The 23,943-nt window shown below is 57.0% G+C and carries 24 protein-coding genes; 13 read left to right on the forward strand and 11 right to left on the reverse strand.

Annotated features, from left to right (window positions below; genetic code table 11):
- Nucleotides 1-123: 123 nt before the first annotated feature.
- Entirely contained in the window at nt 124-2,640 is a 2,517-nt protein-coding gene (locus tag C1N62_RS18300) for a heavy metal translocating P-type ATPase (protein WP_370465610.1), read from the forward strand.
- Nucleotides 2,641-2,927: 287 nt separating this feature from the next.
- Here C1N62_RS18300 and C1N62_RS18305 read toward each other — a convergent pair whose 3' ends face one another.
- On the reverse strand, nt 2,928-3,230 hold the full coding sequence (locus tag C1N62_RS18305; RefSeq protein ID WP_137765152.1) for a hypothetical protein: 303 nt from the start codon (nt 3,228-3,230) through the stop codon (nt 2,928-2,930).
- A gap of 328 nt (nt 3,231-3,558) precedes the next feature.
- Between C1N62_RS18305 and C1N62_RS18310 the strand changes: the two genes are divergently transcribed.
- Nucleotides 3,559-3,915: a nuclear transport factor 2 family protein gene (locus C1N62_RS18310; RefSeq protein ID WP_137765153.1), complete on the forward strand. Its 357-nt coding sequence runs from the start codon at nt 3,559-3,561 to the stop codon at nt 3,913-3,915.
- Between the two features lie 189 nt (nt 3,916-4,104).
- Here the strand turns inward: C1N62_RS18310 and C1N62_RS18315 are convergent, their stop codons facing one another.
- From C1N62_RS18315 to C1N62_RS18330, 4 genes are all read right to left on the reverse strand, one after another.
- Nucleotides 4,105-4,545, reverse strand: a complete 441-nt coding sequence (locus tag C1N62_RS18315) for a GNAT family N-acetyltransferase (RefSeq protein ID WP_137765154.1) — start codon at nt 4,543-4,545, stop codon at nt 4,105-4,107.
- 242 nt (nt 4,546-4,787) lie between these two features.
- Nucleotides 4,788-5,261 carry a hypothetical protein gene (locus tag C1N62_RS18320; protein WP_137765155.1) on the reverse strand — a complete coding sequence of 158 codons (474 nt, stop codon included), beginning with the start codon at nt 5,259-5,261 and terminating at the stop codon, nt 4,788-4,790.
- Nucleotides 5,262-5,631: 370 nt separating this feature from the next.
- Entirely contained in the window at nt 5,632-6,531 is a 900-nt protein-coding gene (locus C1N62_RS18325) for a DMT family transporter (RefSeq protein ID WP_240775814.1), read from the reverse strand.
- Entirely contained in the window at nt 6,531-6,719 is a 189-nt protein-coding gene (locus C1N62_RS18330) for a hypothetical protein (protein WP_137765156.1), read from the reverse strand. Before C1N62_RS18330 ends, C1N62_RS18325 begins: the two co-directional genes overlap by 1 nt.
- A 111-nt stretch (nt 6,720-6,830) precedes the next feature.
- Here C1N62_RS18330 and C1N62_RS18335 point away from each other — a divergent pair, with 111 nt between their 5' ends.
- A complete protein-coding gene (locus C1N62_RS18335; RefSeq protein ID WP_240775815.1) occupies nt 6,831-7,778 on the forward strand; it encodes a LysR family transcriptional regulator in 948 nt (315 codons plus the stop codon).
- Between the two features lie 125 nt (nt 7,779-7,903).
- On the opposite strand, the gene rluF is transcribed toward C1N62_RS18335, so the two are convergent.
- A complete protein-coding gene (gene rluF, locus C1N62_RS18340) occupies nt 7,904-8,773 on the reverse strand; it encodes a 23S rRNA pseudouridine(2604) synthase RluF (protein WP_137765157.1) in 870 nt (289 codons plus the stop codon).
- 320 nt (nt 8,774-9,093) lie between these two features.
- Between rluF and C1N62_RS18345 the strand changes: the two genes are divergently transcribed.
- Nucleotides 9,094-9,729, forward strand: coding sequence for a DUF2268 domain-containing putative Zn-dependent protease (locus tag C1N62_RS18345; protein ID WP_137765158.1), 636 nt, complete (start codon nt 9,094-9,096; stop codon nt 9,727-9,729).
- Nucleotides 9,730-9,816: 87 nt separating this feature from the next.
- Here the strand turns inward: C1N62_RS18345 and C1N62_RS18350 are convergent, their stop codons facing one another.
- On the reverse strand, nt 9,817-10,587 hold the full coding sequence (locus C1N62_RS18350) for an arylamine N-acetyltransferase (protein WP_137765159.1): 771 nt from the start codon (nt 10,585-10,587) through the stop codon (nt 9,817-9,819).
- A 38-nt stretch (nt 10,588-10,625) separates the two neighbouring features.
- Here C1N62_RS18350 and C1N62_RS18355 point away from each other — a divergent pair, with 38 nt between their 5' ends.
- Nucleotides 10,626-12,113 (forward strand): PLP-dependent aminotransferase family protein, encoded by a 1,488-nt coding sequence (locus tag C1N62_RS18355; RefSeq protein ID WP_137765160.1) that lies wholly within the window; start codon nt 10,626-10,628, stop codon nt 12,111-12,113.
- A 112-nt stretch (nt 12,114-12,225) separates the two neighbouring features.
- Here C1N62_RS18355 and C1N62_RS18360 read toward each other — a convergent pair whose 3' ends face one another.
- The 4 genes from C1N62_RS18360 to C1N62_RS18375 form a co-directional block, all read right to left on the reverse strand.
- The gene (locus C1N62_RS18360; protein WP_137765161.1) at nt 12,226-13,008 is read right to left on the reverse strand and encodes an HNH endonuclease; all 783 of its coding nucleotides are present in this window, start codon (nt 13,006-13,008) and stop codon (nt 12,226-12,228) included.
- Between the two features lie 185 nt (nt 13,009-13,193).
- The gene (locus C1N62_RS18365) at nt 13,194-13,940 is read right to left on the reverse strand and encodes an SDR family oxidoreductase (protein WP_137765162.1); all 747 of its coding nucleotides are present in this window, start codon (nt 13,938-13,940) and stop codon (nt 13,194-13,196) included.
- Nucleotides 13,940-14,341: a cupin domain-containing protein gene (locus tag C1N62_RS18370; RefSeq protein ID WP_137765163.1), complete on the reverse strand. Its 402-nt coding sequence runs from the start codon at nt 14,339-14,341 to the stop codon at nt 13,940-13,942. Before C1N62_RS18370 ends, C1N62_RS18365 begins: the two co-directional genes overlap by 1 nt.
- 161 nt (nt 14,342-14,502) lie before the next feature.
- Nucleotides 14,503-15,396 carry a LysR family transcriptional regulator gene (locus C1N62_RS18375; protein ID WP_137765164.1) on the reverse strand — a complete coding sequence of 298 codons (894 nt, stop codon included), beginning with the start codon at nt 15,394-15,396 and terminating at the stop codon, nt 14,503-14,505.
- 139 nt (nt 15,397-15,535) lie between these two features.
- On the opposite strand from C1N62_RS18375, the gene C1N62_RS18380 reads away from it, so the two are divergent.
- From C1N62_RS18380 to paoC, 8 genes are all read left to right on the forward strand, one after another.
- Nucleotides 15,536-16,300 carry an SDR family NAD(P)-dependent oxidoreductase gene (locus tag C1N62_RS18380; protein ID WP_206057797.1) on the forward strand — a complete coding sequence of 255 codons (765 nt, stop codon included), beginning with the start codon at nt 15,536-15,538 and terminating at the stop codon, nt 16,298-16,300.
- Nucleotides 16,301-16,369: 69 nt separating this feature from the next.
- A complete protein-coding gene (locus C1N62_RS18385) occupies nt 16,370-17,245 on the forward strand; it encodes an aldo/keto reductase (RefSeq protein WP_137765165.1) in 876 nt (291 codons plus the stop codon).
- A gap of 67 nt (nt 17,246-17,312) precedes the next feature.
- On the forward strand, nt 17,313-18,290 hold the full coding sequence (locus C1N62_RS18390) for an aldo/keto reductase (RefSeq protein ID WP_137765166.1): 978 nt from the start codon (nt 17,313-17,315) through the stop codon (nt 18,288-18,290).
- A 325-nt stretch (nt 18,291-18,615) separates the two neighbouring features.
- Nucleotides 18,616-19,068 carry a cupin domain-containing protein gene (locus C1N62_RS18395; protein WP_370465611.1) on the forward strand — a complete coding sequence of 151 codons (453 nt, stop codon included), beginning with the start codon at nt 18,616-18,618 and terminating at the stop codon, nt 19,066-19,068.
- Nucleotides 19,069-19,079: 11 nt separating this feature from the next.
- Nucleotides 19,080-19,826: a carboxymuconolactone decarboxylase family protein gene (locus C1N62_RS18400; protein WP_240775817.1), complete on the forward strand. Its 747-nt coding sequence runs from the start codon at nt 19,080-19,082 to the stop codon at nt 19,824-19,826.
- Between the two features lie 243 nt (nt 19,827-20,069).
- A complete protein-coding gene (gene paoA, locus C1N62_RS18405; RefSeq protein WP_137765168.1) occupies nt 20,070-20,789 on the forward strand; it encodes an aldehyde dehydrogenase iron-sulfur subunit PaoA in 720 nt (239 codons plus the stop codon).
- Nucleotides 20,786-21,736, forward strand: a complete 951-nt coding sequence (locus C1N62_RS18410; protein ID WP_137765169.1) for a xanthine dehydrogenase family protein subunit M — start codon at nt 20,786-20,788, stop codon at nt 21,734-21,736. Before paoA ends, C1N62_RS18410 begins: the two co-directional genes overlap by 4 nt.
- Nucleotides 21,737-21,740: 4 nt before the next feature.
- On the forward strand, nt 21,741-23,936 hold the full coding sequence (gene paoC, locus C1N62_RS18415; protein WP_137765170.1) for an aldehyde oxidoreductase molybdenum-binding subunit PaoC: 2,196 nt from the start codon (nt 21,741-21,743) through the stop codon (nt 23,934-23,936).
- The last annotated feature ends 7 nt before the right edge of the window (nt 23,937-23,943 follow it).

The following is a 23,943-nucleotide window of genomic DNA, read 5'->3' on the forward strand; positions in this document are numbered from 1 at the left end:
GATAAAAACATGAGTGACTGCTGTAGTAATAACAAGTGCGGTTCTGCCGCGTCCGGAGAGCGGACATCCGTCAGCTATACCTCTGCTGCCACGGCAGACGCCTCCGGAAAAACTTCGCAAAAAATGGCTGATGCCTCACCGGACTGTTGTAGTGCCGGAAGCTGCTGTTCATCGGAGAGTCTGAGTCAGCCTTCCGGGCCAGTGGCAGAACGCGACGGGAGCGATAGCGTTCAGACACGTCTGCGCATCGTGCAGATGGACTGCCCGACGGAAGAGACGTTGCTTCGTAAAAAACTCACAAAACTGTCTGACGTCAGTGAGCTTGAATTCAATCTGATGCAGAGGGTACTTACCGTGACCCACTCGCCGCAGGCACTGGAGCCGGTACTACAGGCGGTGCGCTCTCTGGGTTTTGACCCGGAACTGGCTGATAAAGTCACCCGGCCTGCCGGCATCAGTTGTTCAGGCAGCAAAGCGGAAAGCGCCTGCGGTTCCTGCTGCGCACCTGCGGCTGTCACTTCCGGTGAGCTGCAGGCACAGCAGTTGACCGCTGACGGAGTGCGTACCAGCATCCGCATCAGGCAGATGGACTGCCCGGTAGAAGAGGGCATGATCCGTAAAAAGCTGGACGGTATGTCGGCCGTTAAGGAGCTGGATTTTAACCTTATGCAGCGCGTTCTGACGGTCGTTCATGCACCGGGTAAGCTGGAGCCGGTTCTGGCCGCCATTCGTTCGCTGGGCTTTGAACCTGAGCTCTCTGACAGCAGCGGGCGGCACGCGGCTACTGAGGAAAAGAAAAATCCCTGGTGGCCGCTGGCACTGGCCGGCGTTGCGGCAGCGGCCGCCGAAGCTATGCACTGGACAGGCATGCCGGAATGGCTGGAAGCAGTTCTGGCCCTGGCCGCTGTTGGTGCCTGCGGCCTGTCTACCTACAAAAAGGGCTGGATCGCGCTGCGTAACGGCAATCTGAATATTAACGCCCTGATGAGCATTGCTGTAACCGGGGCGCTGGCGCTCGGGCAGTGGCCGGAAGCCGCCATGGTAATGGTGCTGTTCACGATCGCGGAACTGATTGAGGCGAAGTCTCTTGACCGCGCCCGCAATGCTATTGGCTCCCTGATGACGCTGACGCCTGAAACAGCCACGATTCAGCAGCCGGACGGTTCCTGGACAGTGGCAGATGCCAGATCTGTACCCCTTGACAGCGTGGTCCGGGTAAAACCGGGTGAGCGTATCGCCCTTGACGGCAGGGTTGTCCGAGGCAGGACCAGCATCAACCAGGCACCCATTACCGGCGAAAGCCTGCCGATCGAAAAAGGAGAAGGCGATCCGGTTTTCGCCGGGACGGTTAACGGCTCCGGTGGTTTTGAATACCGGGTAACGGCTGCTGCCGGAAATACTACACTCGCACGCATCATTCATGCCGTGGAGGAGGCCCAGGGGGCAAAAGCCTCTTCGCAACGCTTTGTTGACCGCTTTGCACAGGTTTATACCCCCGTGGTGTTTGCAATCGCGGTTGCGGTTGCCATCCTCCCGCCACTGATGGCAGGTGAAAGCTGGCACGAGTGGGTTTATAAGGCGCTTGTCATGCTGGTTATCGCCTGCCCCTGCGCGCTCGTCATTTCCACGCCAGTAACTATCGTCAGCGGCCTGACGGCGGCAGCCCGCCGGGGGATCCTGATTAAAGGTGGCATTTATCTTGAAGAGGGCAGAAAACTGAAATGGCTGGCGCTCGACAAAACTGGCACGCTGACGCACGGTAAACCTGTACAAACGGATGTGATTATCTATACCTGGGTTGCCGAAGATGAAGGCCGCAGACTGGCTGCGAGTCTGGCGGGTTACTCCGATCATCCGGTTTCGCAGGCCGTGACGGCAGCATTAGAGGGTTCGCAGCGTTATGACGTTGAGCGCTTTGAAGCTCTGCCGGGCCGCGGGGTGCGGGGTGTCATCAATGACAGAACCTACAGCCTCGGGAATCTGAGACTGGCTGAAGAAACGAGCAGCTGCCCGGAGACTGTCAGGGCGACGCTCAGGGAACTGGAGTCCGCTGGTAAAACGGTCATCCTGCTCTGTGACAGTCATCAGGTACTCGGGCTGTTTGCAGTGGCAGATACAGTCAAAGAAAGCAGTCGCGAAGCGGTGAGCCAGCTGCACGGTCTGGACGTCCGGACACTCATGCTGACCGGAGACAATTCGAGTACAGCGCAGGCCATTGCCGTTCAGGTCGGTATCGATGAAGCCCGGGGTAACCAGTTGCCTGAGGACAAACTGCGCGCCATTGAAACACTTACGGCTCAGGGTACCACTGGCATGGTAGGCGACGGCATCAATGATGCGCCGGCGCTGGCTCGCGCCGATATCGGCTTTGCCATGGGCGCGATGGGCACCGATACCGCCATCGAAACCGCTGATGTTGCCCTGATGGACGATGACTTACGTAAAATCCCTGCCTTTGTCCGGCTTTCAAAACAGACTTACAGCATTCTGGTACAGAACATCGTTATGGCAATTGGCATCAAAGCAATATTTCTGGCCCTGACCATTGCCGGCATGGGAACCATGTGGATGGCTGTATTTGCCGATGTGGGTGCAAGTCTGCTTGTTGTGGCAAACGGCCTGCGCCTGTTGCGTAAATAGCTGGTTATTATGTTGCCCGCTGGCTAACGGCGGGCAACGTCTGCTTTTCGCTCTAAGCGGACATGAGCCTGCAAGTCAGTACGCTTTGTGCCAGAAGCGAACGTTGCATAATAATCGACACCTTCATGTTGTCCTCCATTTCCTCACTCAGGAACTTACGGATCATCGCTTATCAGGCGAGCGGCAGCAGAATCAGAGGGTCAAAGTCCTCCTTTCTACTACACATCAATCAGCGCACCCATGACGTTAGGGTGATCGCTGCCGGGCGACATTCACGCCCCGGCAGATTAGTTTTCAAACAACAATTTTAAGACCGGCGACCCGATTAAAACGATCAGCATCAGGGCAACCGCCGTCCATATCGGAAGGGGAAAATATCGTTTCAGTGAAAAGCCAATCAGGGTGCTGCCAGCCAGCAACGAACTGCCATACAGAAACAGAAAACGCGGCGAGGTCAGCTCTGCCGTGCTGGGGAAGAGAAATGAAAATATCTGTCCCACAAACATGATGACCAGCGGTACTGCCCAGTAAAAAGTGAGTTGCATAGACGGCTTCCTGCCCTTTTCTTCAAGTATTAATTCAATCAGCATGACCTGCTTTCTGACGACTAGCAAATGGTTACATTAGTGTTTTTTCCAGCTACTGCATGACGATTAATCAATATCCGCTTTTCGCTCATAGTGGACATCCATCCCAACAGTATTACCTGATTGCAAAGTAAAAAACCCCTCAGGGCGGATCAGATTCGCGGATGTCTTGCTCACACCTCTTAACTTCACTAGGGTTCCTTTAGCGGGTGTTATCAAGCCACTTACTGACTAGGGTAGACAGGATATATCTATCGGGGCAGGATCAGCCCATCACGTATGTGCTGCGACAAGCCATACCGCATTGAGTAAACTTATCCAGGAGGCCATTATGCAAGAGGCACTGATGCTTGAAGACAGGCTTATTGAAGCAATGATTCGTTCAGATAATGATGCCCTCAATCATCTCATCGCAGATTCGTTGATATTCATCAATCATGTCGGGCAACAAGTCACTAAATCACAGGATTTGGAGATGCATTCTTCCGGCCAGATTCATATTGACTCTGTTACGCGTGAATCGTTTGACGCCTGCGAGTACAGCGGCTGTCTGGTTGTGAATACATGTCTGTCAGTGACTGGTACCTACGCCGGTCAAAGTGCGAATGGCCGGTTCCATTACTTACGAACCTGGGCGAAGACGAGTAAAGGCTGGCAGGTTGTTGGTGTGAAAAGCTCCATTGCTTGAAAAAAGACTTTTAATAGGCAGCGTCATCCTGATACGGGCTGGTAGATGGCGATGGTTGTCATCTCGTGCCCGGCGGCGTCAGGCATGACTTTGCCCTAAACGTTATCCCGCCTATCGCTCCAGGCGGATCTGACTCCGCTCGCAGGTCCGCTTTGTGCCACAAGCGGACTGAGCTAACACCCTGCGGGGTTAATAAACTTGGGGCAGATCAGTAAGGAGTTTTACAAAGCGCTTCCTTACTTCTTTGTATCCGTTATTTTCATAAAATTTGTGTGCTCTGGTTCTTCTTTCACTGCTTGAAAGCTCAATCTGAGAACATTTTTTATCGAGGGCGATGTGCTCAGCGGCAATCAGGAGTTGCTGGCCTATTCCCGTCCCACGTGACGACTCATCTATCACTAGCGCTGAAATTAATGCCCATAAGCTATTTTCATGAACAGGTGTAATAAAGTTGATAACAACGACCCCACAAACTTTCTTATCTAATTCAGCTACTAAAACACAATGCGTGCTTTGCGCCTCACTAACACGCTGTTCTAAGCTCTCAGTGTCTGTCTGATAACCCAACTGTAGAAAAAGCTTTTTTAGAGAGGGAATATCCTTTGATTCTGCCGCCCTTATTAACATCATTGTGATCATTTCCTTGAGTAAGGTTCAACAAAAATATCCAGAATTTATTAATAAAATACTCTTATATTATAAGGGCGAAAATCAACTCAAATAGCCCTAGAAAAGAGGCTCGTCCATTTTACTATTTAAAGTGATATCCGCTTTTCGCTTTAAGCGGACATCAGCCGATGAGTCAGCCCGCTCTGTACCAGAAGCAGCCACTGACCCCTTCACCAAGATCATCCCCTGAAGAGGGAGTACGTTTAAGAACGATTTGGGCGCGTTGCGAAGAAGACCACCGCTGCTCCGATAGCGACGATGAGCGTATCTTCGATCAGGCCACTCTTGGTCTGCCCCATCTCTGCCATGGCCTTTTTGCGTGCTGCAAGTGTGACATAGGCAAGAGGTACAGCGGCAGAGATAGCGATTGCTGCCCCGGTTTTCTCTTCCCCGCTGGGTGCCAACGCGGCACCCGCAATCCCTGCACTGGCCACGCGTGCTGACAAGCCTAAAAGCACGGTGCGGTCTGGCGCTGACTTCATCTTATCGCCAAATAATTCACCTACACCCATCGCTAATGCGCCGTATTTGAATAGCGGACGGTCTAGCAGCAGGAGACTGCCCGATGTGTCGCGCCCGGTAAGGCGTGCTCCAGCAAGCGCCGCCATCGGCGTCATGGATCGGCAACTGGCGACAAAGCCAATTAAAGCGGAATAAACAAAATCGGCTATTTTCATTCGTTATCTCCCGGATAGATAAGATTTTTTAATTCTTTAAGCTTTATACAGAGGGGTGCCAGGTCATTAATTTTGCGCGGCCTCGTATATCAATGACCACTGCCATAGTCAGTATAGATGAACGGTCTGAGACAGCAGAAATGACGGAAGTGGGAGGCTGAAGAACGCAGGCTGGATTGAATTGCCGAGCCAAACCTCAGCGATAATCATCTGCTGTCAAGGTGAACTGCAAATAGACGGTACCGCACCCGGCCAGTTAGTCGTATCACGTATCAGCATACAACGCAGCGGTTCATCCCCGGCGGCTGCCCGATCGATACAGCGGTGGCTCTCCGCCGGGTAGCGCGCCACCTGCCTTATGCGGCAAGCCTCAATTGCTGACCGCCACCCCCGCCACCCTGCGGGGATGCGTCGCCCATACCGAGGCGCCAACAATCAGCAGGCCGCCCAGCCAAGCGGTGGGGGTCAGGGACTCCTGTAACCAGAGCATGGCGAACAGTGCACCAAACAGCGGCTCAGTGCCCATCAGCAGAGAGGCGCGGGTCGGCGTGAGGCGTTTTACGGCATAATTCTGCGCGAAGAAGGCGAACAGCGTGCAGAACAGCACCAGATAGAGCGTCGCGCCCCAAAACGCCGCGCTCTGCGGCAACGCCGGGATGCCCTGCCGGGTAGCCAGCAGCAGCGCCAGCGAACCGGCCGCGACCACACCGGTCTGCACCGCAGTCAGCGCCAGTGCTGGCACGTTGCAGTGCTGCATCAGTTTTTTTGTCAGGCACACCATCACTGCCCGCAGCAATGCTGCCCCGAGGATCAGCTTGTCCCCCGCGTTCAGCGTGATGGCGACGCCCCCGGTCAGCAGCAGCGCCCCGCACAACGACACACCTGCGGCGATAAAGGCGTTGTTTTCCGGCCGCTGACGCAACATCAGCCATTCAACAAACGGCGTCAGCACCACGCAGAGGCTGATAAGAAACGCCGCGTTGCTGGCGCTGGTCAGCGCCACCCCAAAGGTTTCACACAGAAATATCGCCAACAGCACCGCCCCCAGCAGCAGCCCCGGTACCAGCGCCTGTCGCCAGCAGCCCCTTAACGCCGGCACCAGCAGCACAAAGGTCAGCATAAAGCGGATAAACAGAAAACCGGCGACCGGGTAAAACAGCACGGCCTGTTTGGCCATGCCGTAGCTGGTTCCCCAGACCACGGCCACCACCAGTAACATAATGCCCGCATACTGGGCCGTCTCATTCGCTCTCTGGCGTTGATTATCCATTACTTAACCCGCTCATAGGCAATAACCAGCACATCACGATACCCCTGCGAACCTTTACTGCATAAGATGGGCGAAACCTCATGCATCACGCGAGTCACTGCCCCGCTAAATCGGGTCAGGATATGTTTCGACTGATGGGCGATGTAAGAGAGATCGTCAAGGCTGCGCACATGGTGATAACGATTCATGGTCTCTTTCCTTGTGAAGTAAACGCTGATTTTTCAGGGCTTGCCGTCAGGCGAGTATGGGCGATTCCGCGCCGGTGAATAAGCCGGGTAAACAAACAAGACTTTTACGCTATGCGAACAAATCAATACATGGGCTTGCTGCCGTATATGGCGGTGTTTGTCAAAGTAGTGGAGGCGGGCAGTTTTTCTGCGGCGGCGGAACAGCTGGGCACGACGGCCGCGTCGGTCAGCCGCCAGGTGGCGAGCCTTGAGCAGGCGTTGTCGGTCAAACTGCTGATAAGAACCACGCGGCGGCTGAAGCTCTCGGCGGCGGGGAGCGATGCCTACGCCCGCTGCTGTGAGATGGTCGAGTCGGCCAGATCCGTGCTGGAGCTGGCGGAACGGGTCAACGACACGCCGCAGGGGATGGTCAGACTCAGCGCCCCGCGCGCTTTCGGCAAAGAACTGATCGCCCCGCATATCGAGGAGTTCTTACACCGCTATCCAGAGGTGGATATTCAGCTGAAACTCACCGACCGCCCGGCTGACCTTATCGGCGATGACCTCGACCTAATGGTGCGCATTACCGACACGCCCCCAGCCGGGCTGGCAGCGCGCCCGCTTATCCGCGTCAGCCATATCCTCTGCGCAACGGCCGCTTACCTGGAAAAACGCGGCTGCCCGCAGCACCCCAATGACCTCGCGCAGCACAGTTGCCTCTATCTCGGGGAAGTGGCCGGGGATAACTGCTGGCGGTTTTCCCACCTGCACACCCAGGAGCAGGTGAACGTTACGGTTCGCGGGCGCTATGTCACCAACCACAGCAAAGCACGGCTGGAAGGGGTGCTTAGCCATCTGGGGATCGGGTGTTTGCCGTGGTTTGTCGCCAGAGACGCGCTTGCCGCCCAACAGATCGTCGAGGTGCTGCCGCAGTGGGACTACCAGACCTCGTACTACGGCATGTCGTGGATCCTCTACCACCCGAACCGTTTTTTGCCGCCGAAATGCCGGGTACTGATCGATTTCCTGGCGGAGAAGATTGCCGGCAACGAGGTAAACCGGCGCGCCTGCCGTTTTTAATCTGATTGCTTTCGCCAAGCATTCCAGATACGTGGGAACCCGGCATCGTCGATGTCGCCGCCCGATGTGGACGGCGTGGGGGAGGGCAGTGGGACTAATCCAGTGAGGTAGGAAAGTAGCGCGGATCAACGCCCCTTTTTTTTGCGGCCGGGCTGGGTGAAGCGCTTGCGCCCGGCCGGTGCGCCGCCGGATTTGTCCGCGCTTTTCGGCGCACCGCTCGCGGGCTTTTTCACCTGCGGCTTGGCCGGCGCTTTTTTCGCGGGTTTATCTTCAGAGGACGAATGTTCAAGCAACTTGAACAGGTCGATCAGCTCGTCGTCGGTCAGATCCCGCCATTCACCCTGCGGCAGCCCTTTCAGGCTGATATTCATGATGCGCGTGCGTTCCAGCTTGGTGACTTCATAACCAAAGTGCTGGCACATGCGGCGGATCTGGCGGTTAAGCCCCTGCACCAGCGTGATGCGGAACACAAACGGTGCCTCTTTTTTCACTTTGCACTTTTTGGTGACCGTACCGAGCATCGGCACCCCAGCGCCCATGCCGCGGATAAACTCGTCGGTGACCGGCTTATTTACCGTGACCACATACTCTTTCTCGTGATCGTTACCGGCGCGCAGGATTTTATTGACCAGATCGCCGTGGTTGGTCAGCAGGATCAGCCCTTGTGAATCTTTATCCAGCCGCCCGATAGGGAACACGCGTGTGCTGTGGTTCACAAAATCAACGATGTTATCCTGCTCGCCCTCTTCCGTGGTGCTGACAATGCCGACTGGTTTATTCAACGCGATCAATACCAGATCTTCTTCATTGCGCGCTTCAATCAGCCGGCCGTTCACTTTCACCACATCCCCGGCCGAGACCTGATCGCCAATGGTTGCGCGTTTGCCGTTAATAAAAACCAACCCCTGTTCAATGTAACGGTCGGCTTCGCGACGAGAGCAGATACCGCTCTCGCTGATGTATTTGTTAAGACGGGTGGTTGAGTGGCTCAGCATGGTTCCTCCGAAAAAAACGGACTATACCCTATGCCCGGCAGGTCGCGAAGCCTGGCTTTAAGAAATCCGCGCAGGCGGCTAAAGCGCATACAGGCCGTGGTGGCCCAGCTGTTTTTGCTGCTGCCGGAAGCGGGCTACTGTGGCGCGGTTGTCGTAAACCATAGCGTGTATTGCAGTTCCACATCCGCCCAAAATCAACCTCTGCCAGCAAAGATGGCACCGGCCCCACAGTGCTACCGGGGCTTGCCTGGGAAACACCATGACACGAGGTATCGCCATGTTAACATGTTGTTATTTCCTGACGCCTTGGGGGCCACACAATGTCTCAAATGACGCTGCATATTCTGGATGCGCAGAAGAAACTCACCGCTCACCGTCAATGGTTTCATACTTGCCTGACCGCTACCCATGAACAAGCAAAAAAGGTGATGCAGATCCCTGCTCTGGATGTCGTGATCAAGGCGGGAAAGTTCGTCATCCCGGAAAAGGGGCACTTTGGATATTGTCCCGAGCCTGGCATCGTGTATGTGACGGTTGATCCTGAAAACCCCGCATTCTGCAAAAACGACGCCCAGTCGCTGGAGCGCATGTTTGCTCATGAACTGCACCATGTGGCGAGGTGGGCCGGGCCGGGGTATGGCACCACGTTAGGCGAGGCGTTAGTCTCAGAAGGTCTTGCAGGGCATTTTGTTCTTGAGCTTTTTGGGGGAGAGCCTGAACTTTGGGAAAGCATCCAGCCAGATAGCGTGCAGGCTTATTATTCACAACTCGATGAAAACTGGTACCGCACCGATTACGACCATAACCGGTGGTTTTATGGCATTGGTGATTTGCCTCGGTGGCTGGGGTATACCGTAGGGTTCAATCTGGTTGCCAAATATCTTGCAGTGGCACCGCATCTCAGGGCCTCAATGCTCTCCAATGTGGACGCAAATGCGTTTAAAGCGTTTATTTAACGGCCAGCGGAATACTATTTGGCACTTTCATACCGGTGTGCGGTATACAAAGTGCCATTGTGCCGCGGGTTAATTTGTCATGTTGGCTTATTGCAGAACTGATAAAGCAAAGCGGTTTTCCAGTACATGGGCGATGTTGTCTGTCGTCAGCTGCTGCTTCTCGACCCGATTTGCAGTGATGATCTTCAGCGTATCGCCCAGCAGAATAGCGCGCCCCTCAGGTTGGTGCTGGATGACCAGCAGCTTTTGCACGAAGATGGCATCGGGGTGCGTGGAGTTAAGGTAATTGGCCGGGGCAAAATCAATCCACTCCTGATGTGACAGGTCAAAGGCATATTGATTGGCCCACTCTCCTTCAACCTTTGCCTGAAGCAGATACTCCCCACGCGCGTCACGGCTGAGCCGGAACGTGTCGAAATCCTGCATGATGTCCGTATCCAGCATGTCCAAAGCCACCGGTGCGCGGATGCCGTAGCTCCCAAACCCCAGGTCGCAAAGCCACTGGCGGCCATCGACCTCTGCCACTACCGCCATATGGGTCTTTGGCCGACGCGCCGGATAGAACATTGGCCGGGCCGCCACAAAACGGTAGGTGATCCCCAGCGCTGCCAGCGCCATCGCAAACAGCCCGTTAAGCTCATAGCAGTAGCCGCCCCGCCGTTGGTGTAACAGCTTGCCGGTAATCTCCTCGGGTACCATCGAAACGACTTTACCCGCCTGTACATCCAGATTCTCGAACGGGATCGAGAAGAGCTGGTGGCGCATGATCGCGTGTAGCGTGGCGCTATCAGCCGCCGCCTGCCCGCCATAGTTTATGCGTCGGAAGTAGGCGGAAAGGTCGAAGTTGTCACTGTGCATGTTGCCTCCTTGGCTGGATTGTATTGGGCACACTATAGATGGCGACGGCCATCCTCTGTATAGTCAGATTTATTAAAAACCAGCCTGTACAGATCACGATGTCCCTCCCACACCCGCCGACTCCACACTACCGCCGGATTGCCGAGATGCTGCGGCTTACCCTTACCTCAGGCGCGTTGCGACCGGGGGATCGCCTCATCTCCGCGCGTAAGCTGGCCGAGCGTGAGCAGGTCAGCCTGCCCACCGCGCTGGAAGCACTCCGTTGCCTTGAAGCGGAGGGCCTGATTATTGCGCGACCGCGGTCGGGCTACTTCGTCCGCCAGAACAGTATGCCCAGACATGCACAGCCCTCCCGCCCCGTGCCGGTGACCCTGTCTGCCGTGGCCCGGTCACTGTTCGGCAGTGCTGAAACGCGGCTGGTTCCGCTTGGCGCCGCGTTACCCGATCCCGCCTGGCTGCCCGTGGATACCCTGCAACGGGCATTGCAGGCGGCAGGCCGTCGGCTGGATGCGCGTGGGCAGAGCTACAGCCTGCCGCCGGGAAGGGCAGATCTGCGCCATAAGATTGCCGCGCGTGCCGCCCAGTGGGGCGCGCTTTTTGGCGCGGACGATCTGGTTATCACGGCTGGCGCAACGCAGGCGCTGCGGCTGGCTCTCCATGCGGTGTGCCAGCCAGGTGACGTGGTGGCGATTGAGCAGCCTGCCTACTTCGGCACGCTCCTGCTGCTGGAGGATTTGGGCCTGAAGGCATTGCAGATCCCCACTGACCCTAAAGAGGGCTTATTGCTGGCAGCGCTCAAAAAAGCCATTCAGCGCCACCGCCCGGCGGCCGTCATTGCCTCGCCCACGGTGCAAAATCCACTCGGTGCCAGTATGCCCATCGCGCGCAAACGGGAGCTGGTGGCGCTGCTTGCCAGTGCGGGCCTCCCTTTGATTGAGGACGATGTGTATGGCGATCTGGCAGGCGGGGCGCAGCGTCCACCCGCGTGCAAGGCATTCGACCAGAGTGGGAATGTCATCTATTGCAGCTCACTGTCCAAAACCCTTGCGCCGGGCTGGAGAGTCGGCTGGATTGCGGCCGGACGCTATCACGCCAAGGTATTGCAGGCCCGCATGGCTGGCGACTGGGCGGGCGCGCCGCTGATAGAGGCTGCGGCGAGTGAGATGCTGGCGAGTGGTGACTACGATCGGCATCTGCGGCACCTGAAGCTCCGCATTGCGGAGGGCGTACGGGCGGTTATCGCGCAGGTCACGGCGAGCTTCCCACCGGGCACGCAGGTGGCCGCACCAGAAGCCGGTTTTCTGGTTTGGGTGGAACTGCCGCCCCAAGTGGATGCGTTAGAGGTACATCGCCGCGCACTCGCCTTGGGTATTGGCGTCAGCCCCGGCCCGCTGTTTTCCCCAGAGGCTGCCCTACAGAACTACCTGCGGCTGAATTGTGCGAATGAACCCACGCCCCACCTATTGAATGCAGTGGCCCAGCTCGGCACCCTATGCCATGAATTATCCCGGGGCAATGACGCCTGATATTTTCAGCGACTGCTTTCGGCGTTTTAAGAGTTAATGAGGGGTTGGTTATCATTAGTATTGTATGCCACTTTATCAGCCATGTTTTATACGGCTGATAAAGTGCCAATAGCTATCTATTGATATTGACGGGATACTTAGGCTTCCCTAGCTCTTTATTATGGAGTGCCTGATATCGCTCTTCTTTTTGTGCTCTCTCTGACAATATGACTTTATTGTTGTGAAAGCTCAGATCGCCATTGTCAAATAAGTGGTGCAGATCTGCTGCCAGTGCAATGCCGTTTTCAACGCTGGGTTTTCCCTGATTGGCATGGCTAATGATATGGCAGGCTTCAAGCGCAAGGGAACTGCCGGTGACGGCACATCTGCCGTGCCAGTTGTCCAACACCTCACGCCTGAATGGCCCCTGATCCATGCGGACTTTCACCATACGCAGGCCATCTTCGCGACGCGAGCGTGGTTCATAACCCTCTGCGTGCGAGCCTGCCAGCGTGGTCAGGACGTCCACCACTTCCTTTGCCAGCGGCGCGGCGAAGGAGGCACCCTGGCTGCAGAAGTGGCGCTGGAAGAGGTTGAAGCGCTGATCCCCGCCTTTATGGGGCAATATCTCGCTCACTTTTAGCGGGTCTAACATGATAAATGGATCGAGGCGAGACAGGTCTTTCAGCGCAAAACGGTATGGATAGCCCGAATCGGGATTTATCGAGTGGCCGGTGACCTCATATTCGCCGCAGAGATAGAAGCAGCTCGCTTTGCCAGCCAGCCTTTGAATGATGAATACCCGATCGCCAACCTTAACGCGTGCATGTCTCGTTTTTGAGCTAATGCCATAGCCGCCTTCAGGCTTAAAAGTATGTTCGTTTTGTGGGCCGTGGTAAGCGTAGAAATAGTGCATCTCATCGTCCTTGAAAAGTTTATATTTCTATATCGGCAATTCATGTGAAAAGTTTAATCGTCCGATAGGACGCATTAAAAAGGTGGCATGAGTAACTCGCCAAGTTTTAGTGCAGGTGTCGTTTTGCTTACGGGGAGTGATAAAGGCTTCCCTGGCGCAGCAGAGAAAGCCTTTATACCTATTGATCAGAGTTGCTGGCTGGTGGGGCGATAGAGGATTTCGTTGATATCGACTTCCGCAGGCTGGTTGAGGGCGAATTCCACAATGCGTGCGAAAGAGTCTGGGCCGACGGCATGGTGTTTATAAAAATCACGTATGCCCGCGCCGATCTCTTTCTCTGTAATATGGTCGGTAAGTTCCGTCGCCACCGCGCCGGGCGAAATAGTGGTGGTGCGCAGGTTCCACTCTTTAACTTCGGAACGCAGGCCCTCGCTAATCGCCCTTACGGCATGTTTGGTGGCGCAGTATACCGCGCCGGCAGGGGTGACTTTATGGCCGGCAACGGAGGAGACGTTGATGATGTGTCCGCTTTTTTGCGCTTTCATGTAGGGCAGCACGGCCGCGATACCATACAGTGTGCCTTTGATATTCACATCGATCATATTGTCCCACTCATCTGTTTTCAGGCTGCCCAGCATCGACTGCTGCATCAGGCCCGCATTATTGAGCAGAACATCCACGCGGCCATAGGTATCCACTGCCGTTTTCACCAGCGCTTCAACCTGCACTTTTTGCGTAACGTCAGTGGTGACGGCCACCGCTTTGCCGCCCTGTTTTTCCAGATCCGCCACTAGCGTATGCAGGCGATCGGCGCGACGTGCGCCTAGCACCAGAGTGGCACCCAGCGCGCTCAAATGGCGCGCGGTGCATTCGCCGAGGCCGCTGCTGGCACCGGTGATGACGATGACTTTATCTTTGATACCGTGGCTCATCATTTCTCCCCATACTGTTCATCGGTCACTTTTTCCAGCCACTCCACTGCCTTGCCATCCTGCGCTTCCTGAATCGCAATGTGCGTCATGAAGGTGGTAGCGCTGGCACCGTGCCAGTGTTTTTCAAACGGCGGGATCCATACCACGTCGCCGGGCCGGATCTGGCGGGCTGGCTCGCCCCACGTCTGCACATAGCCGCTGCCCGCGGTGACGATCAACGTCTGGCCGAGTGGGTGGGTATGCCAGGCGGTACGCGCGCCGGGTTCAAAGGTCACGCTGCCGCCGCTGGCGCGAGCCGGCTCATTGACCGGGAAAAGCGGATCGATACGCACTGTCCCGGTGAACCACTCTTCCGGGCCGACAATGGACGCTTGTGAACCACACGTATAAATATCAGTCATCTGCTGCTCCTCAGTTTTGCTGCTGGCATCCGTCAGGGCCGGTTGATCGGCCCTGGGATTTGTCTCGCTCTTGCGAGGCCATTAAAGGAGTGAGTGTAGGCCAGATTGATGCCGTGAATAAGTTGCTGGATAGGAATGGAGTAATGAGCAGGTTTCATTAATCAGGCCGAAAAGCGCAGCGCCTCGACCATCAGCTTAAACGCGCGCGAGGGCTGGCGGCGGCTGGGGTAATAGAGATGGTAAGCGGGAAAAGGGGGCGTCCATGCAGTAAGCAGCGGGACGAGCCGGTGATTGTCGATGTGCGCTTGTACCTGATGCTGCGGCACATAGGCGAGGCCAAAGCCGTCAACGCAGGCCTGAATCACGTTATAGAGGGTGTTGAAAATACACTGGCCGCTTACCTTGATTTTGATTTCCCGTTCCGCTTCCCGCAGTTCCCACACGTAGACCCCGCCCAGTGTGGGCAAGCGGAGGTTGATACAGCGGTGATGGGGCAGGTCTTCGGGTTTTTCAGGCGAGCCAAAGCGTGCCAAATAAGAGGGCGCTCCCACGATGCATACCGGCAAAACATCACTGACCGGGATCGATATCATGTCTTTGTCGATGGCGTCAGTCAGCCGGATGCCTGCGTCATAGCCCTCAGCGACGATATCCACCAGACGGCTGTCAACGTCTAACTCGATGTTGATGCCGGGGTAATCATTCAGCAGTTTGCGCAGCTTGGGCCAGATGATGGTATCGATGGCACTTTCGCTGGTGGTGAGGCGAATGACACCCTCAGGCGCGTCGCGTTCAGCCTTCAGCGCCTCGACCTGTGCCTGCATCGCGTGCAGCATGGGAATAAACGCCGCCAGCAGCCGTTCGCCTGACTCCGTGGTGGTCACGCTTCGGGTGGTGCGGTTGAGCAGGCGAAGCCCCAGCCGCTCTTCCAGATTCTTCATGATCTGGCTCAGCGCTGACGGGGAGATATTCAGTTTGGCTGCCGCCCGGGTAAAGCTCTTCTCGGTGGCCACTTCAACAAAAGCCGCCATATCATCAAGATTGCCACGCAGCATTATGAAATTTTCCTTCAAAGTCCATTAATTGTTTAGCGCATTATCACTATATGAGGTTTTTGCTATTTTGGCACTTCACTGATTAAGGCCATTTGCGCCAGAGCTATCAGTAACAGGATTAACACCGGGCATTGAAACCATGTTGAAAAATGAATTTAAGAACAAAGTCGCCTTATTGACCGGTGCCGCCAGCGGCATTGGGCTGGCTACCGCACAGGCATTTGCTGAGGCGGGTGCCGCTGTCGCCATTACCGATATCAATGAAAACGCGGCGCAGGACGCGGCACATGCGCTGCAACAGCAGGGATTCCGTGCGCTGGGCATCCGATGCGATGTCACGGATGAGGCATCGGTGGCCGCCGCCGTGCAGGCAACGGTCGCGGAGTTCGGCGGGCTGGACTTCGCCTATAACAATGCCGGCATCCATGTGCCCAGCGTCGAAACCGCCGATGCACGGGCTGAGGATTTTGATCGTGTCATCGCGGTCAACCTGAAGGGTGTCTGGCTGTGTATGAAGCACCAGCTACGCCATATGCGTGAGCAAGGCTATGGGGCCATCGTCAACTGCTCATCGCAAAGCGGGCTGGTGGGCATCGCCGGGTTGGGCGCGTATACCGCGTCCAAACATGGCGTGATCGGCCTGACCAAGGCGGCCGCGCTCGAATATGCCCGGCAGGGGATCCGCATAAACGCAATCTGCCCCGGTACAACCAATACGCCGATGGTGGCGGCCGCCATGCAGAGCCATCCCGAAAGTATGCAGGCGGTCATTGATGAAATCCCGGCGGGCCGGATGGGCAAGCCGGAAGAGATCGCTTCCGCGGTGCTGTGGCTATGCAGCGCCGGGGCCGGATTTATGGTTGGCCAGATTGTGGCACCCGATGGCGGCTACGTGATTCGCTAAGTCCCTGTTGAACTCATGGCCGCAGCAGTTGATGCGGCGACAATATTTTGACAATCGCGAGGAGAAATGATGTCTGAAAAGCACCCTGAATTTACCCTAAATAACGGTATCACCATGCCGGCATTTGGACTGGGGGTATTCCAGAGCAGCCCCGAGGATACCCGCTCCGCAGTGAAAATGGCGATTGAGTCAGGCTATCGGCTTATTGATACCGCCGCGGCCTATAATAATGAGCAGCAGGTGGGGGAAGGCATCCGCGCCAGCGACATTGCGCGGGAGGATATTTTTGTCACCACCAAACTCAAGCCCGCTGATTATGGTTATGACGCCGCACTGAGGGCCTTTGATACCAGTATGCAGAAACTGGGGCTGGAGGTGCTCGATCTCTATCTTCTGCACTGGCCGCTGCCGATGCAGTTTGCAGATACGCTGGCATCTTGGAAAGCGGCAGAACGGCTATTAGCCGAAGGACGTACGCGCGCGATAGGCGTGTGTAATTTCCGCCCCCTGCATCTGCAACAATTGGTTGAACAGAGTGAGACGGTGCCAGCGCTTAATCAGGTTGAGCTGCATCCGTTTCTGGTGCAAAACGATCTGCGCGAGGCAAACCGGAAATTAAATATCGTTACTCAGGCGTGGTCGCCCATTGGCGGCGTTAACCGCTATTGGGAGAGCGGCGACGATCCGCTGGTTCATCCCGCTATTTTGACGCTGGCTGATAAATACGGCAAAACAGCGGCGCAGATTATCCTGCGCTGGCATTTGGATCGCGGTGTTTCGGTGATTCCAAAATCCGTCAACCCACAGCGCATCCAGGAAAATATCGACGTTTTCGACTTTTCACTTACGCAGGAAGAGATCCGCGCCATCGACGCACTGGATCAAAACAGACGCGGCGGCCCGGATCCCGATGCGCGTATGCCGGGACGCCCGCACCAGCAATAAATCTGCCCACGGCCATTACCGCCCTTTGCGTCATAAACAGCAAAGGGCATTACCTGCCAAAAGGAGAATGAAAGTGAATAAAAGATTTCTGCGCGATATTGAGGTTTCATCCGTCGGCTATGGCTGCATGGGCCTGAGTCATGGCTACGGCGCATTGCCAGAACGCAAACAGGCTATTTCCCTGATCCAGCACGCCCTGGATCAGGGCTGTACCCATTTTGATACCGCCGAAGTGTATGGCAACGGACATAATGAGACGCTGGTGGGTGAAGCATTGCATCCGGTGAGGGATAAGGTGGTTATCGCCTCCAAACTCTACATTGATGAATCCAGAACCGACATGTCGCTGGAGGGGCAGATTCGTCAGCACCTTGACGCCTCATTGGAACGACTGAATACCGATTACATTGACATCTACTACCAGCACCGGGTCAGCCAAACTGTGGCGGTTGAAGAGGTCGCCGCGTGTATGGGGAAACTTATTCAGGAGGGGAAAATCCGTGGCTGGGGGCAGTCTCAGGCAACGGCCGATCAGATCAAGCGCGCACATGCGGTCACGCCGCTTACGGCAATACAGAGCGAATACTCGTTGATGGAAAGGGTGTTCGAAGAGGAGGTGTTACCGTTGTGTCAGGCGCTGAATATTGGATTTGTTGCTTTCTCGCCATTGGCCAGCGGCTTTTTATCAGGTAAGGCACAGCCCCAAAGCCAGCACGCTGGGGATGACGTCCGGCGCGTCATTACCCGGTTTAGTGACGAAAATACAGCGCGTAACCAGCCCCTGATCGATCTCATCCAAACGCTGGCAGAACGCAAGGCAGCGACACCGGCCCAAATCTCACTGGCGTGGATGCTGTGTAAATGGCCTTTCGTTACCCCTATTCCCGGCGGCAGGAGAGTTGAGCGGATCAATGAAAATATGGCTGCTGATAAGGTGATATTCTCACCCAGTGAGTTTAAGGAATTTGAGAATAAACTTTCGCAGATCAAAATTTATGGCAACCGCACGGATGAAGATATCGCGAAGCTCAAAGACAACGCCTGAATAGCGTTTAGGCTTTCCGTACGCTGGAAATGACATTGTCATGCATATATATCCGAAAAGAGGGTTACGGAGTGGGCAAAATATGACTACATCCTATTTGCCCAAACTGCTCGCGGCCAATATCAGCAGTGCCTGACGAATGAATAGTGGGAATTTGCAAAAGGATTATTGCAATACATTCATAACACCATGCTGGATTTTGGCCTAATCACGCCAGCAGGTGGGTTTTATACTGAAAAGCTGGCGGTTCCACCACGCTACCCGAGCCTTCACTATTACGCATGGAGCCTGTATGAAGCGAATATCCGTTATTGCACTCTCACTGATGTGTTGTTCTTTTGCCCTCTCCGCTGAGGAAAATGGCTCTGCCATTACCGTATGGAAAAATGGCACCCAGCCTTCGGTGAAAGGTTCTGCCGACTATTTTACCGGCTCCGTGCGCATTGACGCGCCATTCAAAGGAACGGGGGCCGCACGGGTGAGCGGGGCTTCCGTGACCTTTGAGCCGGCGGCGCGCACCGCATGGCATACCCACCCGCAGGGCCAGACGCTGATCGTGACCGCCGGTGTGGGGCGGGTGCAGGAGTGGGGCAAGCCAGTGCGCGAAATCCGTCCGGGCGATACGGTCTGGATCCCGGCGGGCGTGAAGCACTGGCACGGTGCCGCGCCGGAAAGCAGCATGACCCACATCGCCATCGCGGAGAACGTTGGCGGCAAGGTGGTGGACTGGATGGAAAAGGTCAGTGATGAGCAGTATGGCCTGGCGGAAAAATCCTGAGGAGAGAGCAGATGATCAAAGGTTTTAATATGGCGCTTGTGATGTGCGCCGCGCTGGCATCCTCCTCCGGCCTGGCTGAGGAGCAGCCCAATCCTGAACAGCGGCGAATCGATCAGATGCTGCAAAAGCAGACCCACCCGCTGACCGAACAGCAAAAAAACATTGCCCTGATAGCGGCCACGGCGGCAGTGGGCAATATGTCTGGCCTCAATGCCGCGCTCGGGCGCGGGCTGGATGCGGGCCTGAGTGTGAGTGACTGCCGGGAAGTGCTGGTGCAACTGTATGCCTATGCGGGGTTCCCGCGTAGCCTCAATGCGTTGGGCGAGCTGATGCGGGTCGTGGAGGCACGCCAGCAGCAGGGCAAGCAGGATGAGCCGGGGCAGGATCCAGGCGCACTGCCGCCCCCCGAGGAGATGCTGGCGGCAGGCACGCGCAACCAGACCGCGCTGGTGGGCAAGCCGGTACAGGGCGCGCTGTTTGAGTTTGCGCCGGCGATCGACCAGTACCTGAAGTCCCATCTGTTCGGCGATATCTTCGCGCGCGACAACCTTAGCTGGAAAAACCGTGAACTGGCGACGGTGGGGGCGCTGGCGAGCCTCAGCGGCGTCGAATCGCAGCTTAACTCCCATCTCAATGTCAGCATGAACGTTGGATTGAGCGCCGGGCAGCTTGCTGAACTGGTGCCTTTCTTTAATGCACAGGGCGAGCAGGGCACCGCACAGCGGCTCAAGTCAGCACTGGACTCCCTCAATCAATAACGTCCTACCCAAACCGTGTCGGAAAAGGTTCCGGCACGGTGAGGTAAAACCTCTTCGGTCATTAATCGTTTGGGCGGGTCAGTTTCTCTGCATCTGATTCATGAACCGCACTCATATCACTATGTAACAATCAGGCAGAGTCATTACCCCTAATTGCATCTATCTTTAAAAGTTGAAAATAAAAATCGCGCCCCCGGGTAGCGAAGCGCCTGCATTTTTCACTTTTTGCGTTGGAGGCACGATATGAGCAATGATAAAAACAACACACCCGCACACCATCCCCACCACGATAGCCACCGCCTTTCCGCCGAACCCGATGCACCGCACGTTGACCTCTCTCTGTCGAGACGGGGGTTGTTGAAGGCCGGTGCCGCCACGGCCATTGTGGCGGCGGTGCCCTCAACCACGGCATTTGGGGCCAGTGAACCTCAGGTCACGCCGCCGCCAGAGATATCCCCACTGACCCTCAACGTGAACGGCGAGGTGCGGCAGTTGGAGGTTGATACCCGCACCACGCTATTGGATGCATTGCGGGAGCATCTGCACCTGACTGGCACCAAAAAGGGGTGCGATCATGGGCAGTGCGGTGCCTGCACCGTGATGGTCAATGGACGCCGCATCAATTCGTGCCTGACGCTTGCGGTGATGCATCAGGACGATCGCATCACCACGATTGAAGGGTTCGGCAACCCGGACAAGCTGCACCCGGTGCAGGCGGCCTTCATCAAGCATGACGGCTATCAGTGCGGTTACTGTACGCCAGGGCAGATCTGCTCCACGATCGCGGTACTGGAGGAGCTGAAAGCGGGCATCCCCAGCCACGTTACGGCGGATCTCACCTCCTCGCCCCCGGTGAGCGACAGCGAAATCCGCGAGCGCATGAGCGGCAATATCTGCCGCTGCGGTGCCTATTCCAACATTCTTGCTGCCATCAATGACGTCGCCGGGAGTGAACACTCGTGAAAGCCTTTACCTATGAACGCGTAAAAACACCAGCGGAAGCGGCGGCAAGTGCGCAGCGTACGCCGGGAGCAAAATTTATCGCTGGCGGCACCAATCTGCTCGACCTGATGAAGCTGGAGATAGAGACGCCCGCCCATCTGATCGACGTCAACGGACTGGCGCTGGATAGCATTGAGCCGACCGCCGAGGGAGGGTTGCGCATCGGCGCGCTGGTACGCAATACCGATCTGGCGGCAGATATGCGGGTACGCCGGGATTATGCAGTGCTGTCGCGCGCGCTACTGGCTGGTGCCTCTGGCCAGCTGCGTAACAAAGCCACCACCGCGGGCAATTTGTTGCAGCGTACACGCTGCCCCTACTTCTATGACACCAACCAGCCCTGTAACAAACGCCTGCCCGGCAGCGGTTGCGCGGCGCTGGAGGGCTTCAGCCGCCAACATGCGGTCGCCGGGGCCAGCAAAGCCTGCATCGCCACGCACCCGAGCGATATGGCGGTGGGGATGCGCCTGCTGGATGCCGTGATTGAAACGGTTGACCCGGCTGGCAACGGACGCAGCATTCCCATCGCCGATTTTTACCGTGCGCCGGGCGACACCCCTCATCTGGAAACCGTCCTGACGCCCGGCGAACTGATTACCGCCGTTACCCTGCCGCGCCCGCTCGGCGGCACCCACATCTACCGCAAGGTGCGCGATCGCGCCTCTTATGCGTTTGCGCTGGTGTCGGTCGCCGCGGTGGTGCAGCCGGACGGCAGCGGCCGCGTGGCGCTGGGCGGGGTGGCGCATAAACCCTGGCGGCGCGAGCAGGCTGACGCGGAGATGGCACAGGGTACCCAGGCGGTGTACCAGCGCCTGTTTGCTGACGCCCAGCCAACACCTGAGAACGAGTTCAAACTGACACTGGCGAAGCGCACGATCGCGTCCGTACTGGCAGAAGCGAGGGCATGAACGCATGAAATTTGAGAATCCGGCCAAAGACAATCCCATAGATCAGCTCAAGGTGGTCGGGAAGCCCCATGACCGTATCGACGGGCCGCTAAAAACCACCGGCACCGCGACCTATGCCTACGAATGGCATGATGTTGCGCCTGATGCCGCCTATGGCTATCTCGTGGGTTCATCCATCGCCAAAGGCCGAATCAACGGCATCAACACCGAGGCGGCGCGCCGCGCGCCGGGCGTGCTGGCCGTGGTCACCGCGGACAATGCTGGCCGTCTGGGCAAAGGCGACAAGAATGCCGCCGCGCTGCTGGCAGGCAAGGAGATCCAGCACTACCATCAGGCGGTTGCCATCGTCGTGGCGGAGACCTTTGAGCAGGCGCGTGCCGCGGCGGCGTTGGTGGAGGTGGATTACCGGCGGGAGCGCGGCGCGTGGGATCTGGCGCGCGAAAAAGAGACGGCGAAGCAGGATGAAAGCGAGCCGGACAAAAAGACCGGCGACTTCGAGCGCGCCTTTGCCGCAGCGGCCGTGAAGCTTGACGCCACCTACACCACCCCCGACCAGAGCCATATGGCGATGGAGCCTCATGCCTCGCTGGCGATGTGGCAGGGGAATAACGTCACTGTCTGGACGTCTAACCAGATGATCAACTGGGGCCGGGAAGATCTGGCGAAAACGCTGAATTTGCCGGTCGAAAACGTTCGCTTGATCTCGCCCTATATCGGCGGGGGCTTTGGCGGCAAACTGTTTTTGCGCAGTGACGCAGTGCTGGCGGCACTGGGTGCCAAGGCTGCACAGCGCCCGGTAAAACTCGCCCTGTCGCGCCCCCTTATCCCTAACAACACTACCCATCGCCCGGCCACCATCCAGCACATCCGCATTGGCACCGACAGCGCGGGGCATATCACCGCGATTGCCCATGAGAGCTGGTCGGGCAACCTGCCTGAAGGCAAATCAGAGACGGCCGTTCAGCAAACGGAGCTGCTCTATGCCGGGGCCAACCGTTTTACCGGGCTGCGGCTGGCAAGGCTCGATTTGCCGGAAGGCAACGCCATGCGCGCGCCCGGCGAGGCACCGGGATTGATGGCGCTGGAGATTGCCATTGACGAGATGGCGGAGAAGCTGGGCATGGATCCGGTGGCGTTCCGTATTCTCAATGACACGCAGGTCGATCCGGCCAATCCTGACCGGCTCTTTTCCCGGCGTCAGCTGGTGGAGTGCCTGCGCACCGGCGAGGAGAAATTTGGCTGGAACCGCCGCAATGCCCAGCCCGGGCAGGTGCGCGACGGCCGCTGGTTAATCGGCATGGGCGTGGCGGCGGGCTTCCGTAATAATCTGGTGATGGCCTCTGGCGCGCGGGTGCATCTCGACCCACAGGGCGTGGTCACCGTTGAGACGGATATGACGGACATCGGCACCGGCAGTTACACCATCATCGCCCAGACCGCCGCGGAAATGATGGGCGTGCCGCTAGAGAAGGTGGTGGTACGTCTGGGCGACTCAGATTTTCCGGTATCGGCCGGATCGGGCGGGCAGTGGGGCGCCAACAGTTCAACCGCTGGCGTCTATGCGGCGTGCGTGAAACTGCGCGAGGTGGTGGCGCAAAAGCTTGGGCTGGCCGCTGACGAGGCGCGCTTTGTCGAGGGTGAGGTACGCCTCGGCGACCGCCGTATCCCACTCGCTGATGCGGCGCAGGGCGGCCGGATCACGGTGGAAGACACCATTGAATTCGGCGATCTGGCGAAAAAGTACCAGCAATCAACCTTTGCCGGGCACTTTGTCGAGGTGGGCGTCGATATGGCCACCGGCGAGGTGCGTATCCGCCGGATGCTGGCGGTGTGTGCCGCCGGACGCATCCTCAACCCTAAAACCGCGCGCAGCCAGGTGATCGGGGCGATGACGATGGGCGTGGGTGCCGCGCTGATGGAGGAGCTGGCGGTGGATACGCGGCTGGGCTACTTCGTGAACCACGATCTGGCGGGCTACGAGGTGCCAGTCCATGCCGATATTCCCGAGCAGGAGGTCATTTTCCTCGACGACACCGATCCCGTCTCGTCACCGATGAAAGCGAAAGGCGTCGGCGAACTGGGGCTGTGCGGCGTCAGCGCGGCGATTGCCAATGCCATCTACAACGCCACCGGCGTGCGCGTCAGGGATTACCCGGTTACGCTCGACAAGCTGCTGAAGGGCTTGCCGCAGCTGGTCTAGGCTTATC

Source organism: Nissabacter sp. SGAir0207 (genome assembly GCF_005491205.1).
In the GTDB taxonomy this organism is placed as follows: Bacteria; Pseudomonadota; Gammaproteobacteria; order Enterobacterales; family Enterobacteriaceae; genus Chimaeribacter.